We start from the raw sequence: 16,282 nt of genomic DNA, 5'->3' as shown, positions 1-16,282 counted from the left end.
CCAGGGAATTCCGCGGCGACAGCAGCGTTGCAACTCTGCGTGACTGACAAAGTGTGGTTCATCACCGGTACATCGCGCGGTTTCGGACGGGCGTGGGCGATCGCGGCACTCGAGCGGGGCGACAGGGTCGCCGCCACCGCGCGCGATACGGCGTCGCTGGACGATCTGGTGCGCAAGCACGGCGACGCGCTGTTGCCGATCGAATTGGACGTGACCGACCGCGCCGCGGACTTCGCGGCCGTCAAGCGGGCGCACGACCACTTCGGCCGCCTCGACATCGTGGTGAATAACGCCGGTTACGGGCAGTTCGGGTTCGTCGAGGAACTCTCCGAGCGAGACGCCCGCGACCAGATCGAGACCAATGTCTTTGGCGCACTGTGGATCACCCAGGCCGCGCTGCCGTACCTGCGCGAGCAGCGCAGCGGCCACATCATCCAGGTGTCCTCGATCGGGGGCATCACCGCGTTCCCGTTGGTCGGCATCTACCACGCGTCGAAATGGGCGCTGGAAGGCTTTTCCCAGGCGCTGGCCCAGGAGGTCGCCCCGTTCGGTGTGCACGTCACCCTGATCGAGCCGGGCGGCTTCGACACCGACTGGGCCGGCGCCTCGGCCAGGCACGCCGAGCGGCTGCCGGCCTACGACGACCTCCGCGCGGCCGTCGAGGCCGAACGCAGCCGGCGCTGGGCCAGCCCGGGCGACCCGTCCGCCTCGGCGGCCGCGCTACTGAAGGTGGTCGACGCCGAAAAGCCGCCGCTGCGAGTCTTTTTCGGCTCGTCCCCGCTGGAGACCGCGAAGGCCGACTACGAGAGCCGGCTCCGCACCTGGGAGGAATGGCAGCCCGTCGCCGAGCTGGCGCAGGGCTGATCGCGCCGTCACTCCCCCTGCGCGTAGCGCCTGGCGGACAGCCGGCGCCGCTCGAACGGCGACAGCACCGCCTCGTAGTGGCCGAGCAGCTCGTCGCAGATCACCGACCAGCTGCGGCCGACGACGCTGCGCCGCGCGGCCGGCGCGTAGCGCGCCCGTTCGGCGAGCAGGTGCGCGACGGCCTCGGGCAGCCGGGCCTCGAACTCGTTGACCCCCAACAGCAGACCGGTACGCCACGGGGTGACGAGGTCACGGGGGCCGCCGGCGTCGGGGGCTATGACCGGCAACCCCGACGCCAGCGCTTCCTGCACGACCTGACAAAACGTCTCGTGCTCACCGGGGTGCACGAACACGTCCATGCTGGCGTACGCCGCGGCGAGCTCGTCGCCGTAGAGCGCACCCGTGAAAACCGCTGTCGGCATTGCCGATTGCAGTTTGTCGCGGTCGACGCCGTCACCCACGATGACGAGCTGCACCGAGCCGCCGGCGGCCAGCCCGGCGAGCCGCTCGACGTGTTTTTCCGGCGCGAGCCGGCCCACGAACCCGACGATGGGCTTGCCGTGCGGTGACCACCTCCGCCGCAGCGCCTCGTCGCGCGCCGACGGCGCGAACCGCAGCACGTCGACGCCGCGCGCCCACCGGTGCACCCGTGGAAAACGGTGGGCGACAAGCGCTTCCATCGTCACCGTGGACGGCGCCAGCGTGCGGTCGGCGAGGCCGTGCAGGTGCCGGAACCAGGCCCACGCGGCCCGTGCCGTCATCGGGATGCCGTAGCTGGCCGCGAAACCCGGGACGTCGGTCTGATACACCGCGACCGTCGGCACCCCCAACCACCGCGCCGCGCGCACCCCGCCATACCCCAGCAGCGCCGGCGACGCCAAATGCACGACGTGCGGGTCGAATCCGCGCAGGACGCTCACCAGCCGGGGCGTCGGCACGCCGAGCGGCAGCGTGGTCACCTTCGGGAACATTCGTGCGGGCACCCGGTGCACGCGGATGCCGTCGTGAATGCGCTCCGCCGGCGGTTCGCCGGGTGGCGTGTCGGGGGCGATGACGAGGGCCTCGTGGCCGGTGCGGCGCAGGTGCTCGAGCACCCGGATCACCGAGTTGCTGACACCGTTGACTTCCGGCAGGAAAGATTCCGCGACGATGGCAACGCGCACCCCATCACCGTCTCAGCGCCGCCTGTCGACAAGGTTGCCAACGGGCGTCCGTCACGCGAAATTTGCAGGTTCGGCGGTTTCGGCGCGGCGGTCCAGCCACTTGTCCAGCAGCGCCAGCGCCACCAGCAGCGCCGCCGCCCCGAGCCAGGCCACCACCGCGATGGACCCCGCCGGGATGATCGCCAGCCCCGCGTTGCGGTGCTGCACGCGGACCAGGTTCGGGTCGTTCTTGTTGTACTCGACGTAGATTCGCATCCCGGTGGCCAGGTGGGACGGGTAGAGCACCCCGAGTTCGGGGCGGTAGGTGACCCGCTCGGGGGTGACGAATTCGATGGTGGAGCGGCGCGGCCCGGCGCTGAGCACCTCCGCCTGCGCGACGCCCATGTTGTGGGTGATCGCAAGGTCGTTGCGCCACGCGCCGGCCACCAGCAGCACCGACTGCAGCGTGACCAGGCCGGCGACGATCAGCACCGCGATCCGGGCCCATCGCAACGCGATCCTGGCAGGCGTTTTCGGAGGTTCGTCGCTGCGTCCGTGAATCAGTAAGTGCAGCAGAACCTTTGGGGATCTCGCCATCTATGCGCGCCTCACAGCGCCGCCTTGATGGCGGCGTGCAGCTGCCGCAACGAGGAGCGGTCCGCCTTGACTTCCAGCACCCGCATCCCGGGGCCGGGATCGTCGAGGGCGGCGTGCAATTCGTCGACCTCGATCTGGCGGCTCTCCACGTGATACGCGCGGCACAGCGCCCCCACGTCGACGTCGTGCGGGGTTCCGAAGATCCGCGACGACACGTCGGAGAACCGGGGGTCGCCCTGCTCGAGCAGTTCGAAGATGCCGCCGCCGTTGTCGTTGGAGACCACGATGGTCAGGCGGCGCGGGGTGGGTTCGGTGGGGCCGATCAGCAGCCCGGAGCTGTCGTGCACGAAGGTCAGATCGCCGATCAGCGCGACGGTCCGCGCCGGGTTGTCCGGGTTGCCCACGCGTTCGTGGGCGAGTGCCGCCCCGATCGCGGTGGACACGGTGCCGTCGATCCCGGCGACCCCGCGGTTGGAGCGCACCCGGATGCCGTGGGTGTCCAGGCCGACCAGCGCCGCGTCGCGGACCGGGTTGGACGCGCCGAGCACCAGCTGGTCGCCGGGCCGCAGCGCGTCGGCCACCGCCGCCGCGACGTGCAAACCGGTGGTCAGCGGGTGCGCCGCGAGCTGGCCCCGCACCGCGTCGTTCGCGTGCCGGTTCGTCTCGGCGCACCGGTGCAGCCACGCCGGGTTCGGCGCCCCGGTGGTGACCGCTCGCGTGCCGGTGGCCTGCGAGTTTCCCGAGACGTCGGGCCAGCGGGGGCCGGTGGTCAGCGCGAACACCGGCACCTTGGGGTCGGCCAGCAGCGCCGACACCGGGCGGTGCAGGGTCGGGCGGCCGAGCATGATCACCTGCTTGGGCCGCAGCAACGGCAGCGCCAGGGGGTGCAGCGGGTTAGGAGGGGGCTGGCCAGAAAATGAAGTCGGTTCGGCCACGGTGGGCAGCTGTGCGAGGGCGGGATGGGTGCCGGCGCCGTGGCCGGCGATGACGACCGTGTCGGGCGTCAGGTCGATCTCCAGCGGCTGGTCGAAGGTGACCGGCGGGGTGTAGGTCCATGGCCGGCCGCCCGGGCGGCCCGGCGGGAGCACCGCGCCGCGGGGTTCGGGATCCGGCACCAGGGGTTCGCGCAGCGGGATGTCGAACTGGACGGGTCCCGCGTTGGCGGTGCGCGATCCGGTGGCGGCCGCCAGCACCCGGCAGGTGGCCGAGCGCCAGGTGGCGTTGTGCGCGTCCAGCCGCTCGGGGGCGTCCTCGGCGAGCCCCAGGCTGATGGCGGCCCGGACCTGGGTGCCGAAGTAGCCCAGCTGCTCCATGGTCTGGTTGGCCCCGGTGCCCAGGAGCTCGTAGGGCCGGTTGGCCGACAGCACGATCAGCGGCACCCGCGCGTAGTTGGCCTCCACCACGGCGGGGCCCAGGTTGGCCACGGCCGTGCCGGACGTCATGGCGACGCACACCGGCGCGCCGGCTGCGATCGCCAGGCCGATGGCCAGGTAGCCGGCGGTGCGTTCGTCAATGCGGACGTGCAGCCGGATCCGGCCCGACCGGTCGGCGTCCTGCAGCGCGAAGGCGAGCGGCGCGTTCCGCGAACCCGGGCACAACACCACGTCGCGGACGCCGCCGCGAATCAGCTCGTCAACGACCACGCGAGCCTGGGTCGTCGAGGGGTTCACTCCTACAGGGTGTCACAGCCCGCTTAGCACACGTCGAGCGTGGAGTTGTTGGGGCAAATCGCCGCGATTTCGCCCCACAAGTCGACGCTCGGCGCCTACCTCGGCTCGGCGAGGGCGCCTACGTCGGCTCGGCCGGGCGCCTAGCGCGGCTCGGCGAAGAACTTGAGCATGGCGGCGTTGACGGCGTCGGGCCGCTCGAAGAACCCGAGATGCCCGGTGTCAGGGATCTGCATGTAGCGGCCGTTGGGCAGCGCATCGGCGACCTCCCGGCCCAGATACGGCGGCGTCAGGACGTCGTCGGAGAAGCCGATCACCAGCACCGGCGTCGCGATGCTGCGGTACGCCGACAACCGGCTGGTGTAGGGCGCGACGTCCAGCTGGGCGCGCATGCCCGGGGTGGGCTTGACCGGCCAGGTGGAAAACATCGCGATCCAGTCGGCGACCGCGGTGTCGTCGTTGAGCGTCTTGCGGGAAAAGTTTTCCAGCAGGCGGATTTTCGCCTCGTAGGCGGCCGGCAGCGTGACGCCGGCGTCGGCCAGCTCGGCCTCGGCGTCGCGAAAGAACTGCCGCGCACGGTCCATGCGGCCGCGGGTGCCCATCAGGACCGCCGCGCTGACCAGATCCGGCCGGGCGAGCATGAGTTCCTGGGTGATGAAGGCGCCCATCGACATTCCGACGATGCGGGCGGGGGCGGCGTTCAGCCCCTCGATCAGCGCCACGGTGTCGGCGACCATCGTTTGCGTCGAGAAGCCGTCGGCGTTCTCCGTGGCGCCGATCCCGCGATTGTCGAAGGTGATGACGCGGTATCCGGCCGCCAGGAACGCGGGGACTTGATAGGGGTGCCAGGTCCGTCCGGCGCCGCCGTGGCCGGCGATAAAGACCACGGGCTCACCGGAGCCGCGGTCGTCGTAAGCCAGGTTGATCACCCGGACGACGGTACAAGCAACCGATGGCACGCCTTGACCCGGTCGATCCACCACTGCCGACGCTCGGGTGGTGCCGCCAGCGCGGCCAGCCGCGCCGGATCCGGCGTCACCGGCCCCACGGCCAGGTGCCCGTCGACGGGCGGGGCGGTCTCGGCCACGTCGTCCACGAACAGCCCGCCGGTGCCCAGCCCGCAGGCGTGCCGAAGCCGCGGCAGTGCCGCCGCCGCGGTCAGCCCGGTGCCGATCCCGACCGCCGAGTCCAGCGCGCTGGAGACCACGACGGGGATGTCGATCTGGTCGGCGATGGCGAGCATGGCCGAAATCCCGCCCAGCGGGGCGACTTTGAGCACCGCGATGTCGGCCGCCCCGGCGCGGACCACGGCCAGCGGGTCCTCGGCCTTGCGGATGCTTTCGTCGGCGGCGATCGGCACGTCGACGCGGCGCCGCAGCTCGGCGAGTTCGCCGACCGTCGCGCAGGGTTGTTCGAGGTACTCCAGCGGGCCGTCGGCGGTCAACGCCGCGGCCGCCTCGACCGCCTGCTCGACGCTCCAGCCGCCGTTGGCGTCCACCCGCACGGTCGGCACCAGGTCGCGCACCGCATTGACCCGGGCGACGTCGTCGGCCAGCGTCTGGCCGGGCTCGGCGACCTTCACCTTGGCCGTCCCCGCGCCGGGAAAGCGGGCCAGGACCTCGCCCACCTGGGCGGCGGGCACGGCCGGCACCGTGGCGTTGATCGGGATGCGGTCCCGGCGGACCGGCGGCGGCTGCCGGTAGGCGGCCTCGATGCCGCAGGCCAGCCAGTGCGCGGCCTCGGGTGGCTGGTATTCGACGAAAGCCCCGAACTCCCCCCAGCCGGCCGGGCCCTCGATCAGCGCGACCTCGCGGGTGGTGATGCCGCGGAACCGCACCCGCATGGGCAGCGCCACCACGTGCAGGCGGTCCAGCAGGTCCTCGAGGGGCGGCGTCACGCGCTGTAGACCTGGCGGCCCGCCAGATAGGTCGCCCGCACGTCGAGGTCGGCGATCTGCTCGGGGGACACGGTGCGCGGGTCGGCCGAGAGCACCACGAGATCGGCGTACTTGCCGACCTCCAGCGAGCCGATCACGTCGTCGGAGAACAGCTGCCAGGCGGCGTCGATGGTCTGGGCGCGGATCGCCTGCTCGACCGTCAGCCGCTCCTCGGGTCCGAGCACCCGGCCGCTGGGCGCCGTGCGGGTCACCGCCACGCTGATGTTGCGCAGCGGCTCCTCGGGCGTGACCGGCGGATCGTTGTGCAGCGAGATCCGCATCCCGGTGGCCACCGCGGATCCCGCTGGCATCCAACGGGTTCCGCGCTCCTCGCCGAACAGCCCGTCGACGATGACGTCGCCCCAGTAGTGGATCTGGTCGACGAAGATGCTGCAGGTGACGCCGAGCTCGTGGGCGCGCCGCAGCTGCTCGGGCCGGATGGCTCCGACGTGTTCGAGCCGCAGCCGGTGGTCGTCGCGCGGATGGCGCCTGAGGACGTCCTCGTAGACGTCGAGGATGGTGTCGACGCCGGCGTCGCCCTGCACGTGGCAGGCCATCGGCCAACCGAGCGGGAAGTAGGCGCCGACGATCTCGTGCAGCTGCTCTTTCGTGTAGTTGGCGCAGCCGCAGGACCCGGGCGCGACGCCGATGATGCGGGTGGCCTCGGTGTCCAGGTACGGGAACGAGAGGTCGATGTTGCCGATCCAGGGCGAGCCGTCGACCCAGATCTTGATGCCGACCTGGCGCAGGATGTCGTCGCCCTGCCCGGGTGTGGCGTCGGTGGACATTTGCGGGTTGGAGATCTCGTAGGTCCGCAGCCGGACCGTCAGCTGGGAGCGCAGCCCTTCTACCAGCGGCCGAAAGCCGGGGTCGAAGGCCATCTCCGAGCAGGTGGTCAGCCCGGCGCGGTTGAGCCGGGCGCATTCGGCGAGCAGCATCCGCGGATAGTCGGCGAAGTCGATGACCCCGCCCAGCAGCGGGAACACCGCGCCGGTCTCCTCGGCGGTGCCGTCGAGTTCGCCGTCGGCGTCGCGGCCGTACTTGGCGCCCTTGGGGTCGGGGGTGTCGCGGTCGAGGCCGTGCAGCTGGGCGGCGCGCGAGTTGAAGTACGCCTTGTGCCCGGAATTGTGCATGATCACCAGCGGGGTGTCGGGCGCGATGCCGTCGAGCCAGTTCAGCGTCGGCTCCGGAAGTCCGTTCTGCAGCAGCGGATCCCAGCCGTTGAGGTAGGCGCCGTCGGATCCGCGCCGCGCGACCTCGGAACGCACCGCGGCGACGACGTCGTCGGCGCTGCGCATGGTGACCGGGCGGATGTCGACGAGGCGGTCCGACAGGGCGACCGCCTCCATCAGCGGATGGCCGTGGGCCTCAACGAATCCCGGCATGACGCAGCCGTCACCGACGTCGACGGTCTGGGTGTCCGGGCCGATGGCGTCGGCGACCTCGGCACGAGTCCCGACGGCGACGATCCGGCCGTCGGCCACGGCGAGCGCCTCGGCGGTGGGCCGGGCCTCGTCGACGGTCAGGATGGTTCCGGTCACGACGAGATCTGCCTGCCCCATGCGTAGCGATCCTAGTGACCGGGCGACATTTTATGCACGAGTTCTCCGGCGGCAGTAAGCAACGGAGTTGTTCCTGCTGTTGCCAAATCGTTGTCGCAAAATGGACAGCATTGGTCGGTGGCTGTGACATTCACGGCCGAGTTCGGAGGATGCGCGAATACTTTGACCAATAGAGGGTGTGCCGATCTCTATTCTGGGTCCCTATCGAAAGGCGAGTTGCTGGGGCGGGCCGCAGTGACTGGCAGACGCGTGACGTACGTGCCTACACTCTCGTCTGTGCAGCAGACGTTGCGTGTTGATACCGCGGGTTTGCAGGCGATGGCCTCCCGCTGGGGTTCTTCAGTGGAAGGACTAAACGCGACGGTAGCTCCCGCGGCGCGGGGGTTGCCGTGTCAGGCCAGCGCGGCCGCAGTCAACGCCGCCCACATTGATGTCACCGCGTTCACCGCGGGGCTTGCCACGCAAATGGGCGCACACGTGACCGGCGTCGCCCAAGGCAACACCTCTTACCTCACCGCAGAAGCTGATTCGGCCGCCAAACTCGCAGCGGTGGCTCACCCGGTTACCAGCGTGTAGCGATGGCAGCGGTCGTGGGGGTGCCCGGCCTGTCGACGCTGTTGGCTTGGCCCACTGACCATCTCACCGATGCGGCCGCTCACTGGGAGGACGTAGGCGAGCGTAGCTATGGTGTGGCACACCAGATCTGGCGAGATGCGCTCGCAGTGGATTGGCACGGTGAAGCCGCCGAGAAGCTGCGCTCCGCGACGCATGCGGACCTGCGAACTACCAACGCATCAGTCGACCAGCTTCAGGCGGCCGCGCGCGTCGCGCGCGATGGAGCATCGGATCTGTATGCGGCCCGCTCCCGAGTGCACTACGCCGTCGAGGATGCTCGCACAGCCGGATTCGGAGTCCGCGAAGATCTTTCGGTCACCGACTGCATGACCGGCGGATCAGTCGCCCAAAGGGCTGCGCGGCAAGCGGCAGCCCAAGCCTTCGCCAGCGACATTCGTCTGCGCGCCGCACAACTGGTAAGCCTGGATCAACAAGTCGCCGGAAAAATCACTGCCGCCATAGCCGGAATACGCGATACCTTCCCACAAAGCACCGCCCCTGTCGCCTCTCGACCGGCACCCAACGGCCATATCCAGGCTGTCGACCACACGTGGAAACGAGATGGTGGCAACGGCCAATCGGATCCGCCCCCGCCTGGTCCTCCCGCCCGAGGGTTACCGCCCGAGGGCGTTCATCCACCGGTCGATGGTCCCCTGACGCCAGGGCCGGCCAGCCGCCCCAGCGAACGAAGTGTCGGCGGCCAAAGTCTGTGGGATGAGCACGGTGGAGAATGGCGCTACTTCCCGGGCGACAAATGGCACAATCCGCACTGGGACTACAACCCCCATTCGAACCCAAATTCTCCTTGGGACAATATTCCCATCAATGGTCTTCCCCCTCGCATCGGTGGCGCTCCGCCGATCATCTCTGGGCTGCCGCCATGGCTTCAAAACCCTGCGGCGGCCGGGGCGCCCGGACCGCCACAGAACCCACTACTGGCACCGTTCCCTGGTGCGACCATGCCCACTCCCCCACCCGCACCTTCCCCGTCCCCAGGCCCGGGCTTGATGCCGCACATTGACCTGCCCGCACCGGGCCCGGGTGACCTGCAAACGGCGGGCGGCGAGACCGCAGTGGTCGCCGGCGGGGGTCTGCTGCTGCTGATATTGGGGGCGCTGGCTCTTGCCTGAGAACCGAACTGATACGACGCGCCGGCCCTTCGACCCCGCCGGGGTGTCGTCACTTGCGGAAGTGCTCGCCGAGCACACTGGCGGGCTGACATTCGTTCCCCCAGCACACCTGCCGCTGTGGCTACCCGACCTCACCGTGCCACAGGGATGGGACCTTGGGGCGGTCGAGGGTCCCACTGTGACGAGGATGCTCCTGAGGCGACTCGGTAGTGGCGACAACTGGGATGGCTGCGAGGTCCTAAATCTCTATCGTGTGTCAGGCACAGTGCCCGAAAAACTGGTATTCGACAACGCCGACCGCACGTTGCGCGACAGCGGCGCCGATTCCATCCACACACACCACATCGATACGCCGCCGCGGTATGGCGTGATCGCTATGCGTTCATCAGGCCTGCTACATATCGGCGCGCGCACGGTGCACAGCCAATACACGTACTACGCGATCAATACCGCTGCTGGCGGCGCGCTCATCGAGCAGGCGGTGATGGTCGGCAGCGACGCGCAACCCACGCTAAGTGGCGAGGCGGCGAAGCTCACCGACGATCTGTACCGCGCTCTGCTAGCCAGCATCGACCGCGCCCCGGCGCCGAGCCCACGAAGCACAGGCAAATACGCCACTGGCCGGCGCCCAGCCCTTAGCTCGTCGTCAACGACCCCAATCGCAACAGGACCAGCGGATACCGGCCGTAAGTGGAGACCCATGAGCATCATTCGCGTCAACTTTCTTCCTGAATTTTATTTTGGCGACGACGCTGTTTTATTGACATTGGACGGCGGCGGAGTCGACAAACTCAAAGCCGCACTCAGTGACGCCAAGCAGCACGGGGCATCGCGACTCGAGCATGACGGAGTTACGCATGAGTTCCATATTGAGTCCGACGCAGCCGATATCGAACTCGGCCCTATCCACGTTGTGTGGCGGCTTGACGAAGCAAAGGCGGCCGAGATCATTGCAGACCTCGCTGTTCTCAGCGACGAGGGCACCGTAGGTCGTCCAACCAGTGGCCACTTCTACGTCGACATGTCCACGCCCACCAAAACCCTCGTCGTGTCCCGGGACGAATATGTCGATGTGGTCTACCCCTGGCAATCACCGGCATAGCTCCGGGACCTCGTTATTGCGATGGATCTGTTCTTGTGCTGACGCGAGACAGGAACTGGCAATCCTCATCCCCTTACTTTTGGGTCGGCCGACTAGAAACCGGAGACAAATGGTCGTTGTTGGGTGAAATATCGTGGTTGGATTCAGCTCAGCCTACGAAGGGGCCGGGATGATGCTCGCCACAGCTATTTCCATTGCATCTGCCGTGATCGCAATTGCGTCGGCAGTTAGCTCAGCCCGAACTAGCTACCAGGTTAACGGGAGCGGCTTCAAAGCTTCCCAAGCCCTGCTGACGGACCTCGCCACCTTGCTCGCGGCTCTACGGTCGATAGCTGTCAAAGGTGCAATGGCGATGGGCGAGCAGCGTAAGACGCCGATCCCCATCGACGTGGAGCTGGCTACCGTGCGCGCGTTTATGACTAATACGAGTGGTCTCGCACTTTCTCTCTACGCCGGAAGAGTCGGAGCGGCCGGTGCACCGGATGATCCTGTGGCAGCCTCATGGCGCGTATTGCGCATGCAGCTTACAAACCTAGCAACGACGACCGTCACGAAGCCATCAGACAATCAAACCGCCGGCATGCTGGCACTCGAGCTTGAGCGCACCTTAAGCGCTCTCGACAAGAAGGCGATCAAACAGATCCGGCGCGAGATCAAAAATATGCCGAATGTCTTGTCATCCCTAACGAATTCACGGCAGGACGACGTTCTTCTAGTAGCGCTGGAAAGCGTTATCTCAGATCAAAAAGCTATAGCAGGTCTAGGTGCCGCGGGGAAACGACTGCGTCAACTCAAGGCTTCCGGTGTAGAGGACGCAGACATTGACCTGTGGTTAGCAATGGAAGATGAAGATCTCGAGGCAGCAAAAAACGCTCTGGAGCGGGGCGCCGATCCAAGCAAGTCCCTTGGGGAAGTCGTTGATAGGTACGAGAACATGAACTTGGACTGAGCCGCGGCCGGTTCGACTCCCGTCATCGCGTCCCGGGGTCTTCGAGGGTGCGGCTGACCCAAATTGCAACACGTTCTAGTCTTGCCACATGAGTGACGAGCTGCTGCGCAACCCGACCCACAACGGCCACCTGCTCGTGGGCGCCCTCAAGCGCCACAAGAACAAGCCGGTGCTGTTCCTCGGCGACACCACGCTGACCGGTGGTCAGATGGCCGAGCGGATCAGTCAGTACATCCAGGCGTTCGAGGCGCTCGGCGCGGGCACCGGTGTGGCGGTCGGACTGCTGTCGCTCAACCGCCCCGAGGTGCTGCTGATTATCGGCGCCGGCCAGACCCGCGGCTATCGGCGCACCGCCCTGCACCCGCTGGGCTCGCTGGACGACCACGCGTACGTGCTCAACGACGCCGGCATCAGCTCGCTGATCATCGACCCCAACCCGATGTTCGTCGAGCGCGCGCTGGCCCTGCTGGAGAAGGTGCCGGGGCTCAAGCAGATCCTGACCATCGGGCCGGTGCCCGAGGCGTTGAACGGTGTCGCGGTCGACCTGGCGGCCGAGGCGGCCCAGTACGACCCGCAGCCGCTGGTCGCCGCGGACCTGCCGCCGGATCAGGTCATCGGCCTGACCTACACCGGCGGCACCACCGGCAAGCCCAAGGGCGTGATGGGCACCGCGCAGTCGATCTCGTCGATGACCCAGATCCAGCTCTCGGAGTGGGAGTGGCCGGAGGATCCGCGGTTCTTGATGATCACCCCGCTGTCCCACGCGGGGGCGGCGTATTTCCTGCCCACCCTGATCAAGGGCGGCGAGATGCACGTGCTGCCCAAGTTCGACCCGGCAGATGTGCTGAAAACCATTGAGGAGAAACGCATCACGGCCACCTTCCTGGTGCCGTCGATGCTGTACGCGCTGATGGACCACCCCGATTCGCACACCCGCGACCTGTCGTCGCTGCAGACCGTCTATTACGGCGCGTCGGCGATCAACCCGGTTCGGCTGGCCGAGGCGATCCGCCGGTTCGGCAAGATCTTCGCGCAGAACTACGGGCAGTCCGAGGCGCCGATGGCCATCACCTACCTGGCCAAGAACGAGCACGACGAGAAGCGGCTCACCTCGTGCGGACGCCCGACCCTGTTCGCGCGGGTGGCGCTGCTGGGCGAGGACGGCAAGCCGGTCCCCCAGGGCGAGCCCGGCGAAATCTGTGTCAGCGGACCGCTTTTGGCCGGCGGGTACTGGAACCTGCCCGACGAGACGGCGAAGACTTTCAAAGACGGCTGGCTGCACACCGGCGACATGGCCCGCGAGGACGAGGACGGCTTCTACTTCATCGTCGACCGGGTCAAGGACATGATCGTCACCGGTGGCTTCAACGTCTTCCCCCGCGAGGTCGAGGACGTCGTCGCCGAGCACCCGGCGATCGCCCAGGTATGCGTGGTCGGCGCGCCGGACGAGAGGTGGGGCGAGGCCGTCACCGCGGTGGTGGTGCTGCGCTCCGACGCGCCCCGCGACGACGCCGCGATCGAGAAGATGACCGCCGAGATCCAGGCCGCGGTCAAGGACCGCAAGGGCTCGGTGCAGTCACCCAAGCGGGTGGTGATCGCCGAATCGCTGCCGTTGACCGGGCTGGGCAAGCCGGACAAGAAGGCCGTGCGCGCGCAGTTCTGGGAGGGCGCCGAGCGCTCGGTGGGTTGAACATTGCGCGGGTTGCGCCGAGCGCCCGGCCCGCCGGGCGCTGGCGGCGCGGCGCCCGGCTGGCCGGGCGCTCGGTCAGGTCGCCGAGACCCCCGCGACGAGCAGGTCGAGCATGCGGCCGGTCTGCTCCGATGAACCGCTGACCAAAAAGATGCCGATGAGGCTGGACACCACGTCGTCGGCGCGCACGTCGGCGCGCAGGCTGCCGTCGTCGGCGCCCGCCCGCAACAGCAGCTCGACGGCGCCGACGATGCTGTCGCGGGTCTGGCTGGGTTCCATTGCGCCAGAATCGAAGATCGCCTGCAGGGACTCGGCCATGCCGCGCTTGGCGGCCACGAAGCCCGCGTAGCGGTCCATCCAGCGTCGCAGCGCCGTCGTGGGCGGATGCCGCCCGAGCAGCTGCTCGGCGGCCGCGGCCACCTCGGCGAGCTCGGCCCGGTAGATGGCCTCGACGAGGGCCTCCCGATTGGGGAAATGGCGGTACAGCGTGCCGATCCCGACGCCCGCGTCGCGGGCGATCGACTCGAGCGAGGCCGCCGCGCCGTGCTCGGTGAACGCCGCGGTGGCCGCCAACAGCAGCCGCTCGCGATTGCGGCGCGCATCCGACCTTCCCACCAAAGCGGAGGCACCTCCGTTTCTGCTACGCTGACGAAAGCGGAGGACCCTCCGCATTTTTCCAGTGTCTCACGATCAAGGGAGCACCATGACCGATCTCAACCCCGGCGGCATCGGCACCATCGGATCGCATCCCGTCGCCCGCATGGGCTACGGCGCCATGCAACTGTTCGAGACCTCCCCGCAGGACGCGGCGGCGGTGCTGCGGCGCGCGATCGACCTCGGCGTCAACCACATCGACACCGCGTCGTTCTACGGTCCCGGCGAGGTCAACCGCCGGATCCGCGCGGCGCTGGCCCCCTACCCGGACGACCTCGTCATCGTCAGCAAGGTCGGCGCCCGCTACACCGGCGAGCAACCCATCCCGCTGGCTCCAGCGCAACGGCCCTCCGAGCTGCGCGCCGCCGTCGAGGACGACCTGCGCCAGCTCGGCCTCGACCGCGTCCCGGTGGTGAACCTGCGGCGGCTCGACTCGGGCATCGGCATGGCCGCCGAGGGCGATCAGATCGTCGACCTCGACGACCAGCTGGCCGAGATGATCGCCCTGCGCGACGAGGGCAAGATCGGCGCGATCGGGCTCAGCAGCGTGTCGCTCGACGTGCTGCGGCGGGCGCTGCCCGCCGGCATCGCCTGTGTGCAGAACGCCTACAGCCTGCTGGACCGCTCCCAGGAAGCCGCGCTCGAGCTGTGCGTCGACGAGGGCATCGCGTGGGTGCCGTACTTCCCGCTCGGCTCCGCCTTCCCCGGATTCCCGAAGGTCGCCGACGATCCGGTGGTGGCCGGCATCGCCGGCGAGCTGGGCGTCTCCGGCGCCCGGGTCGGGTTGGCCTGGATCCTGGCGCATGCGCCGAACACGTTGCTGATTCCGGGCACCCGGTCGATCGCCCACCTCGAGGAGAACATGGCCGCGGCCGACGTCACGCTGAGCGCCGAGGCGATCGCCCGGCTCGACGCGGTCGCCACACCCGGCGTCGACCCCTGGGCGCAGGGCGCCGAGCCCTTCCGGGAGGCGTCCCGGAGCTGACTAGTGTGTCAGGCATGGCACGCGCTGACGGGCTCAAGCCGCCCTGGTGGCTGAAACCGGCGAACAAGGTGTTCATTCAGCTCTCCCGGCTGGGCCTCAGCTTCGGCGGTGAAAGCCCGGTGGTGTTGACCGTGCCGGGCCGCAAGTCCGGCACGCCACGGTCGACGCCGGTGACACCGATGACGGTGGACGGCAAACGCTATGTGGTGGGCGGGTTTCCGGGCGCGGATTGGATCCGCAACGTCCGCGCCGCCGAGCACGCGACGCTGGCCCGCGGCCGGCACCGCGAGCGGGTGCGGATGGTGGAGCTGCCCGCCGACGAGGCGCGCCCGTTCCTGCGGGCGTTTCCCACCGAGGTGCCCACCGGGGTCGGCTTCATGAAGCGCTCGGGGTTGGTCACCGACGGCCGCCCCGAAGAGTTCGAGGCGCTGGCCGGCGTGTGTCCGGTATTCCGGCTGGACCCGGCATAGGAGTTCACAGACGTTGAGTGACAACCCGTTTGACGCCGATCAGTGGCGTCCCGTCGAGGGCTTCGGCGACCTGACCGACATCACCTATCACCGGCACGTCGACGACGCCACGGTGCGGGTGGCGTTCGACCGGCCCGAGGTGCGCAACGCGTTCCGGCCGCACACCGTCGACGAGCTCTACCGGGTGCTCGACCACGCCCGGATGTCCGCGGGAGTCGGCGTGGTGTTGCTGACCGGCAACGGCCCCTCGCCCAAGGACGGCGGCTGGGCGTTCTGCTCCGGCGGCGATCAGCGCATCCGCGGGCGCAGCGGCTACCAGTACGCCAGCGGCGAGACCGCCGACACCGTCGACCCCGCCCGGGCCGGACGGCTGCACATCCTCGAGGTGCAGCGGCTGATCCGGTTCATGCCCAAGGTGGTCATCTGCCTGGTCAACGGGTGGGCGGCCGGCGGCGGGCACAGCCTGCACGTGGTCTGCGACCTCACCCTGGCCAGCCGCGAGCACGCCCGCTTCAAGCAGACCGACGCCGACGTCGGCAGCTTCGACGGCGGCTACGGCAGCGCCTACCTGGCCCGCCAGGTGGGCCAGAAGTTCGCCCGCGAGATCTTCTTTCTGGGCCGCCCCTACACCGCCGAGCAGATGCACCACATGGGCGCGGTCAACGCCGTCGTCGACCATGCCGAGCTGGAATCCGAAGCCATCGCATGGGCGCGCGAGATCAACGCCAAATCCCCTCAGGCGCAACGCATGCTGAAGTTCGCGTTCAACCTGCTCGACGACGGCCTGGTGGGCCAGCAGCTGTTCGCGGGCGAGGCCACCCGGCTGGCCTACATGACCGACGAGGCCGTCGAGGGTCGCGACGCCTTCCTGGAAAAGCGCGACCCCGACTGGAGCCGGTTTCCCCGGTACTTCTGAGCC

Annotated in this window: 16 protein-coding genes; 9 read left to right on the top strand and 7 right to left on the bottom strand. The window is 68.8% G+C overall.

The features are described from left to right. Positions 1–39: 39 nt before the first annotated feature. Positions 40–864 carry an SDR family oxidoreductase gene (locus QGN31_RS03325; RefSeq protein ID WP_014942943.1) on the top strand — a complete coding sequence of 275 codons (825 nt, stop codon included), beginning with the start codon at positions 40–42 and terminating at the stop codon, positions 862–864. An 8-nt stretch (positions 865–872) separates the two neighbouring features. On the opposite strand, the gene QGN31_RS03320 is transcribed toward QGN31_RS03325, so the two are convergent. The 6 genes from QGN31_RS03320 to QGN31_RS03295 all read right to left on the bottom strand — a co-directional run bounded on the left by QGN31_RS03320 (position 873) and on the right by QGN31_RS03295 (position 7,768). Further along, positions 873–2,027: a glycosyltransferase family 4 protein gene (locus tag QGN31_RS03320; protein WP_014942944.1), complete on the bottom strand. Its 1,155-nt coding sequence runs from the start codon at positions 2,025–2,027 to the stop codon at positions 873–875. 51 nt (positions 2,028–2,078) lie between these two features. Then, positions 2,079–2,603 carry a DUF3592 domain-containing protein gene (locus tag QGN31_RS03315; RefSeq protein WP_036389758.1) on the bottom strand — a complete coding sequence of 175 codons (525 nt, stop codon included), beginning with the start codon at positions 2,601–2,603 and terminating at the stop codon, positions 2,079–2,081. A gap of 11 nt (positions 2,604–2,614) precedes the next feature. Then, entirely contained in the window at positions 2,615–4,273 is a 1,659-nt protein-coding gene (gene menD / locus QGN31_RS03310) for a 2-succinyl-5-enolpyruvyl-6-hydroxy-3-cyclohexene-1-carboxylic-acid synthase (protein ID WP_043955392.1), read from the bottom strand. A gap of 140 nt (positions 4,274–4,413) precedes the next feature. Continuing rightward, entirely contained in the window at positions 4,414–5,199 is a 786-nt protein-coding gene (locus QGN31_RS03305) for an alpha/beta fold hydrolase (protein WP_009951861.1), read from the bottom strand. Continuing rightward, positions 5,196–6,113 carry an o-succinylbenzoate synthase gene (locus tag QGN31_RS03300; protein ID WP_373307938.1) on the bottom strand — a complete coding sequence of 306 codons (918 nt, stop codon included), beginning with the start codon at positions 6,111–6,113 and terminating at the stop codon, positions 5,196–5,198. Before QGN31_RS03300 ends, QGN31_RS03305 begins: the two co-directional genes overlap by 4 nt. A gap of 50 nt (positions 6,114–6,163) precedes the next feature. Continuing rightward, complete coding sequence (locus QGN31_RS03295) at positions 6,164–7,768, bottom strand: amidohydrolase (protein ID WP_014942947.1); 1,605 nt, start codon at positions 7,766–7,768, stop codon at positions 6,164–6,166. Between the two features lie 276 nt (positions 7,769–8,044). Here QGN31_RS03295 and QGN31_RS03290 point away from each other — a divergent pair, with 276 nt between their 5' ends. The 5 genes from QGN31_RS03290 to fadD8 all read left to right on the top strand — a co-directional run bounded on the left by QGN31_RS03290 (position 8,045) and on the right by fadD8 (position 13,254). Beyond that, entirely contained in the window at positions 8,045–8,344 is a 300-nt protein-coding gene (locus QGN31_RS03290) for a hypothetical protein (protein ID WP_225331002.1), read from the top strand. A 2-nt stretch (positions 8,345–8,346) separates the two neighbouring features. Next, positions 8,347–9,513, top strand: a complete 1,167-nt coding sequence (locus tag QGN31_RS03285; protein WP_014942948.1) for a hypothetical protein — start codon at positions 8,347–8,349, stop codon at positions 9,511–9,513. Positions 9,514–9,778: 265 nt separating this feature from the next. Beyond that, positions 9,779–10,615, top strand: a complete 837-nt coding sequence (locus tag QGN31_RS03280; RefSeq protein ID WP_014942949.1) for a hypothetical protein — start codon at positions 9,779–9,781, stop codon at positions 10,613–10,615. A 133-nt stretch (positions 10,616–10,748) separates the two neighbouring features. Next, entirely contained in the window at positions 10,749–11,564 is an 816-nt protein-coding gene (locus tag QGN31_RS03275) for a hypothetical protein (protein ID WP_225342356.1), read from the top strand. A gap of 88 nt (positions 11,565–11,652) precedes the next feature. After that, complete coding sequence (gene fadD8 / locus QGN31_RS03270; protein ID WP_014942951.1) at positions 11,653–13,254, top strand: fatty-acid--CoA ligase FadD8; 1,602 nt, start codon at positions 11,653–11,655, stop codon at positions 13,252–13,254. Between the two features lie 75 nt (positions 13,255–13,329). Here the strand turns inward: fadD8 and QGN31_RS03265 are convergent, their stop codons facing one another. Next, the gene (locus tag QGN31_RS03265) at positions 13,330–13,872 is read right to left on the bottom strand and encodes a TetR/AcrR family transcriptional regulator (protein WP_038537675.1); all 543 of its coding nucleotides are present in this window, start codon (positions 13,870–13,872) and stop codon (positions 13,330–13,332) included. Between the two features lie 85 nt (positions 13,873–13,957). Between QGN31_RS03265 and QGN31_RS03260 the strand changes: the two genes are divergently transcribed. Genes QGN31_RS03260 through QGN31_RS03250 form a run of 3 tightly spaced genes read left to right on the top strand, consistent with a single transcriptional unit; the run spans position 13,958 to position 16,279 of the window. Further along, positions 13,958–14,893, top strand: coding sequence for an aldo/keto reductase (locus QGN31_RS03260; protein WP_014942952.1), 936 nt, complete (start codon positions 13,958–13,960; stop codon positions 14,891–14,893). Between the two features lie 14 nt (positions 14,894–14,907). After that, positions 14,908–15,363, top strand: coding sequence for a nitroreductase family deazaflavin-dependent oxidoreductase (locus QGN31_RS03255; protein WP_014942953.1), 456 nt, complete (start codon positions 14,908–14,910; stop codon positions 15,361–15,363). A gap of 13 nt (positions 15,364–15,376) precedes the next feature. Further along, complete coding sequence (locus QGN31_RS03250) at positions 15,377–16,279, top strand: 1,4-dihydroxy-2-naphthoyl-CoA synthase (protein ID WP_014942954.1); 903 nt, start codon at positions 15,377–15,379, stop codon at positions 16,277–16,279. Positions 16,280–16,282: the final 3 nt, after the last annotated feature.

Origin of the sequence: Mycobacterium sp. 2-64 (assembly GCF_035918375.1) — a bacterium.
GTDB lineage: Bacteria > Actinomycetota > Actinomycetes > Mycobacteriales > Mycobacteriaceae > Mycobacterium > Mycobacterium intracellulare.
Note: the sequence above shows the minus strand (reverse complement) of the source record. Positions and strands in the feature narration are given on the sequence as shown.

Coding starts and splice junctions, on each gene's coding strand:
- QGN31_RS03255 (WP_014942953.1), top strand. CDS start 14,908: ATGGCACGCGCTGACGGGCTCAAGCCGCCCTGGTGGCTGAAACCGGCG.
- QGN31_RS03260 (WP_014942952.1), top strand. CDS start 13,958: ATGACCGATCTCAACCCCGGCGGCATCGGCACCATCGGATCGCATCCC.
- fadD8 (WP_014942951.1), top strand. CDS start 11,653: ATGAGTGACGAGCTGCTGCGCAACCCGACCCACAACGGCCACCTGCTC.
- QGN31_RS03285 (WP_014942948.1), top strand. CDS start 8,347: ATGGCAGCGGTCGTGGGGGTGCCCGGCCTGTCGACGCTGTTGGCTTGG.
- QGN31_RS03295 (WP_014942947.1), bottom strand. CDS start 7,768: ATGGGGCAGGCAGATCTCGTCGTGACCGGAACCATCCTGACCGTCGAC.
- QGN31_RS03300 (WP_373307938.1), bottom strand. CDS start 6,113: ATGCGGGTGCGGTTCCGCGGCATCACCACCCGCGAGGTCGCGCTGATC.
- QGN31_RS03315 (WP_036389758.1), bottom strand. CDS start 2,603: ATGGCGAGATCCCCAAAGGTTCTGCTGCACTTACTGATTCACGGACGC.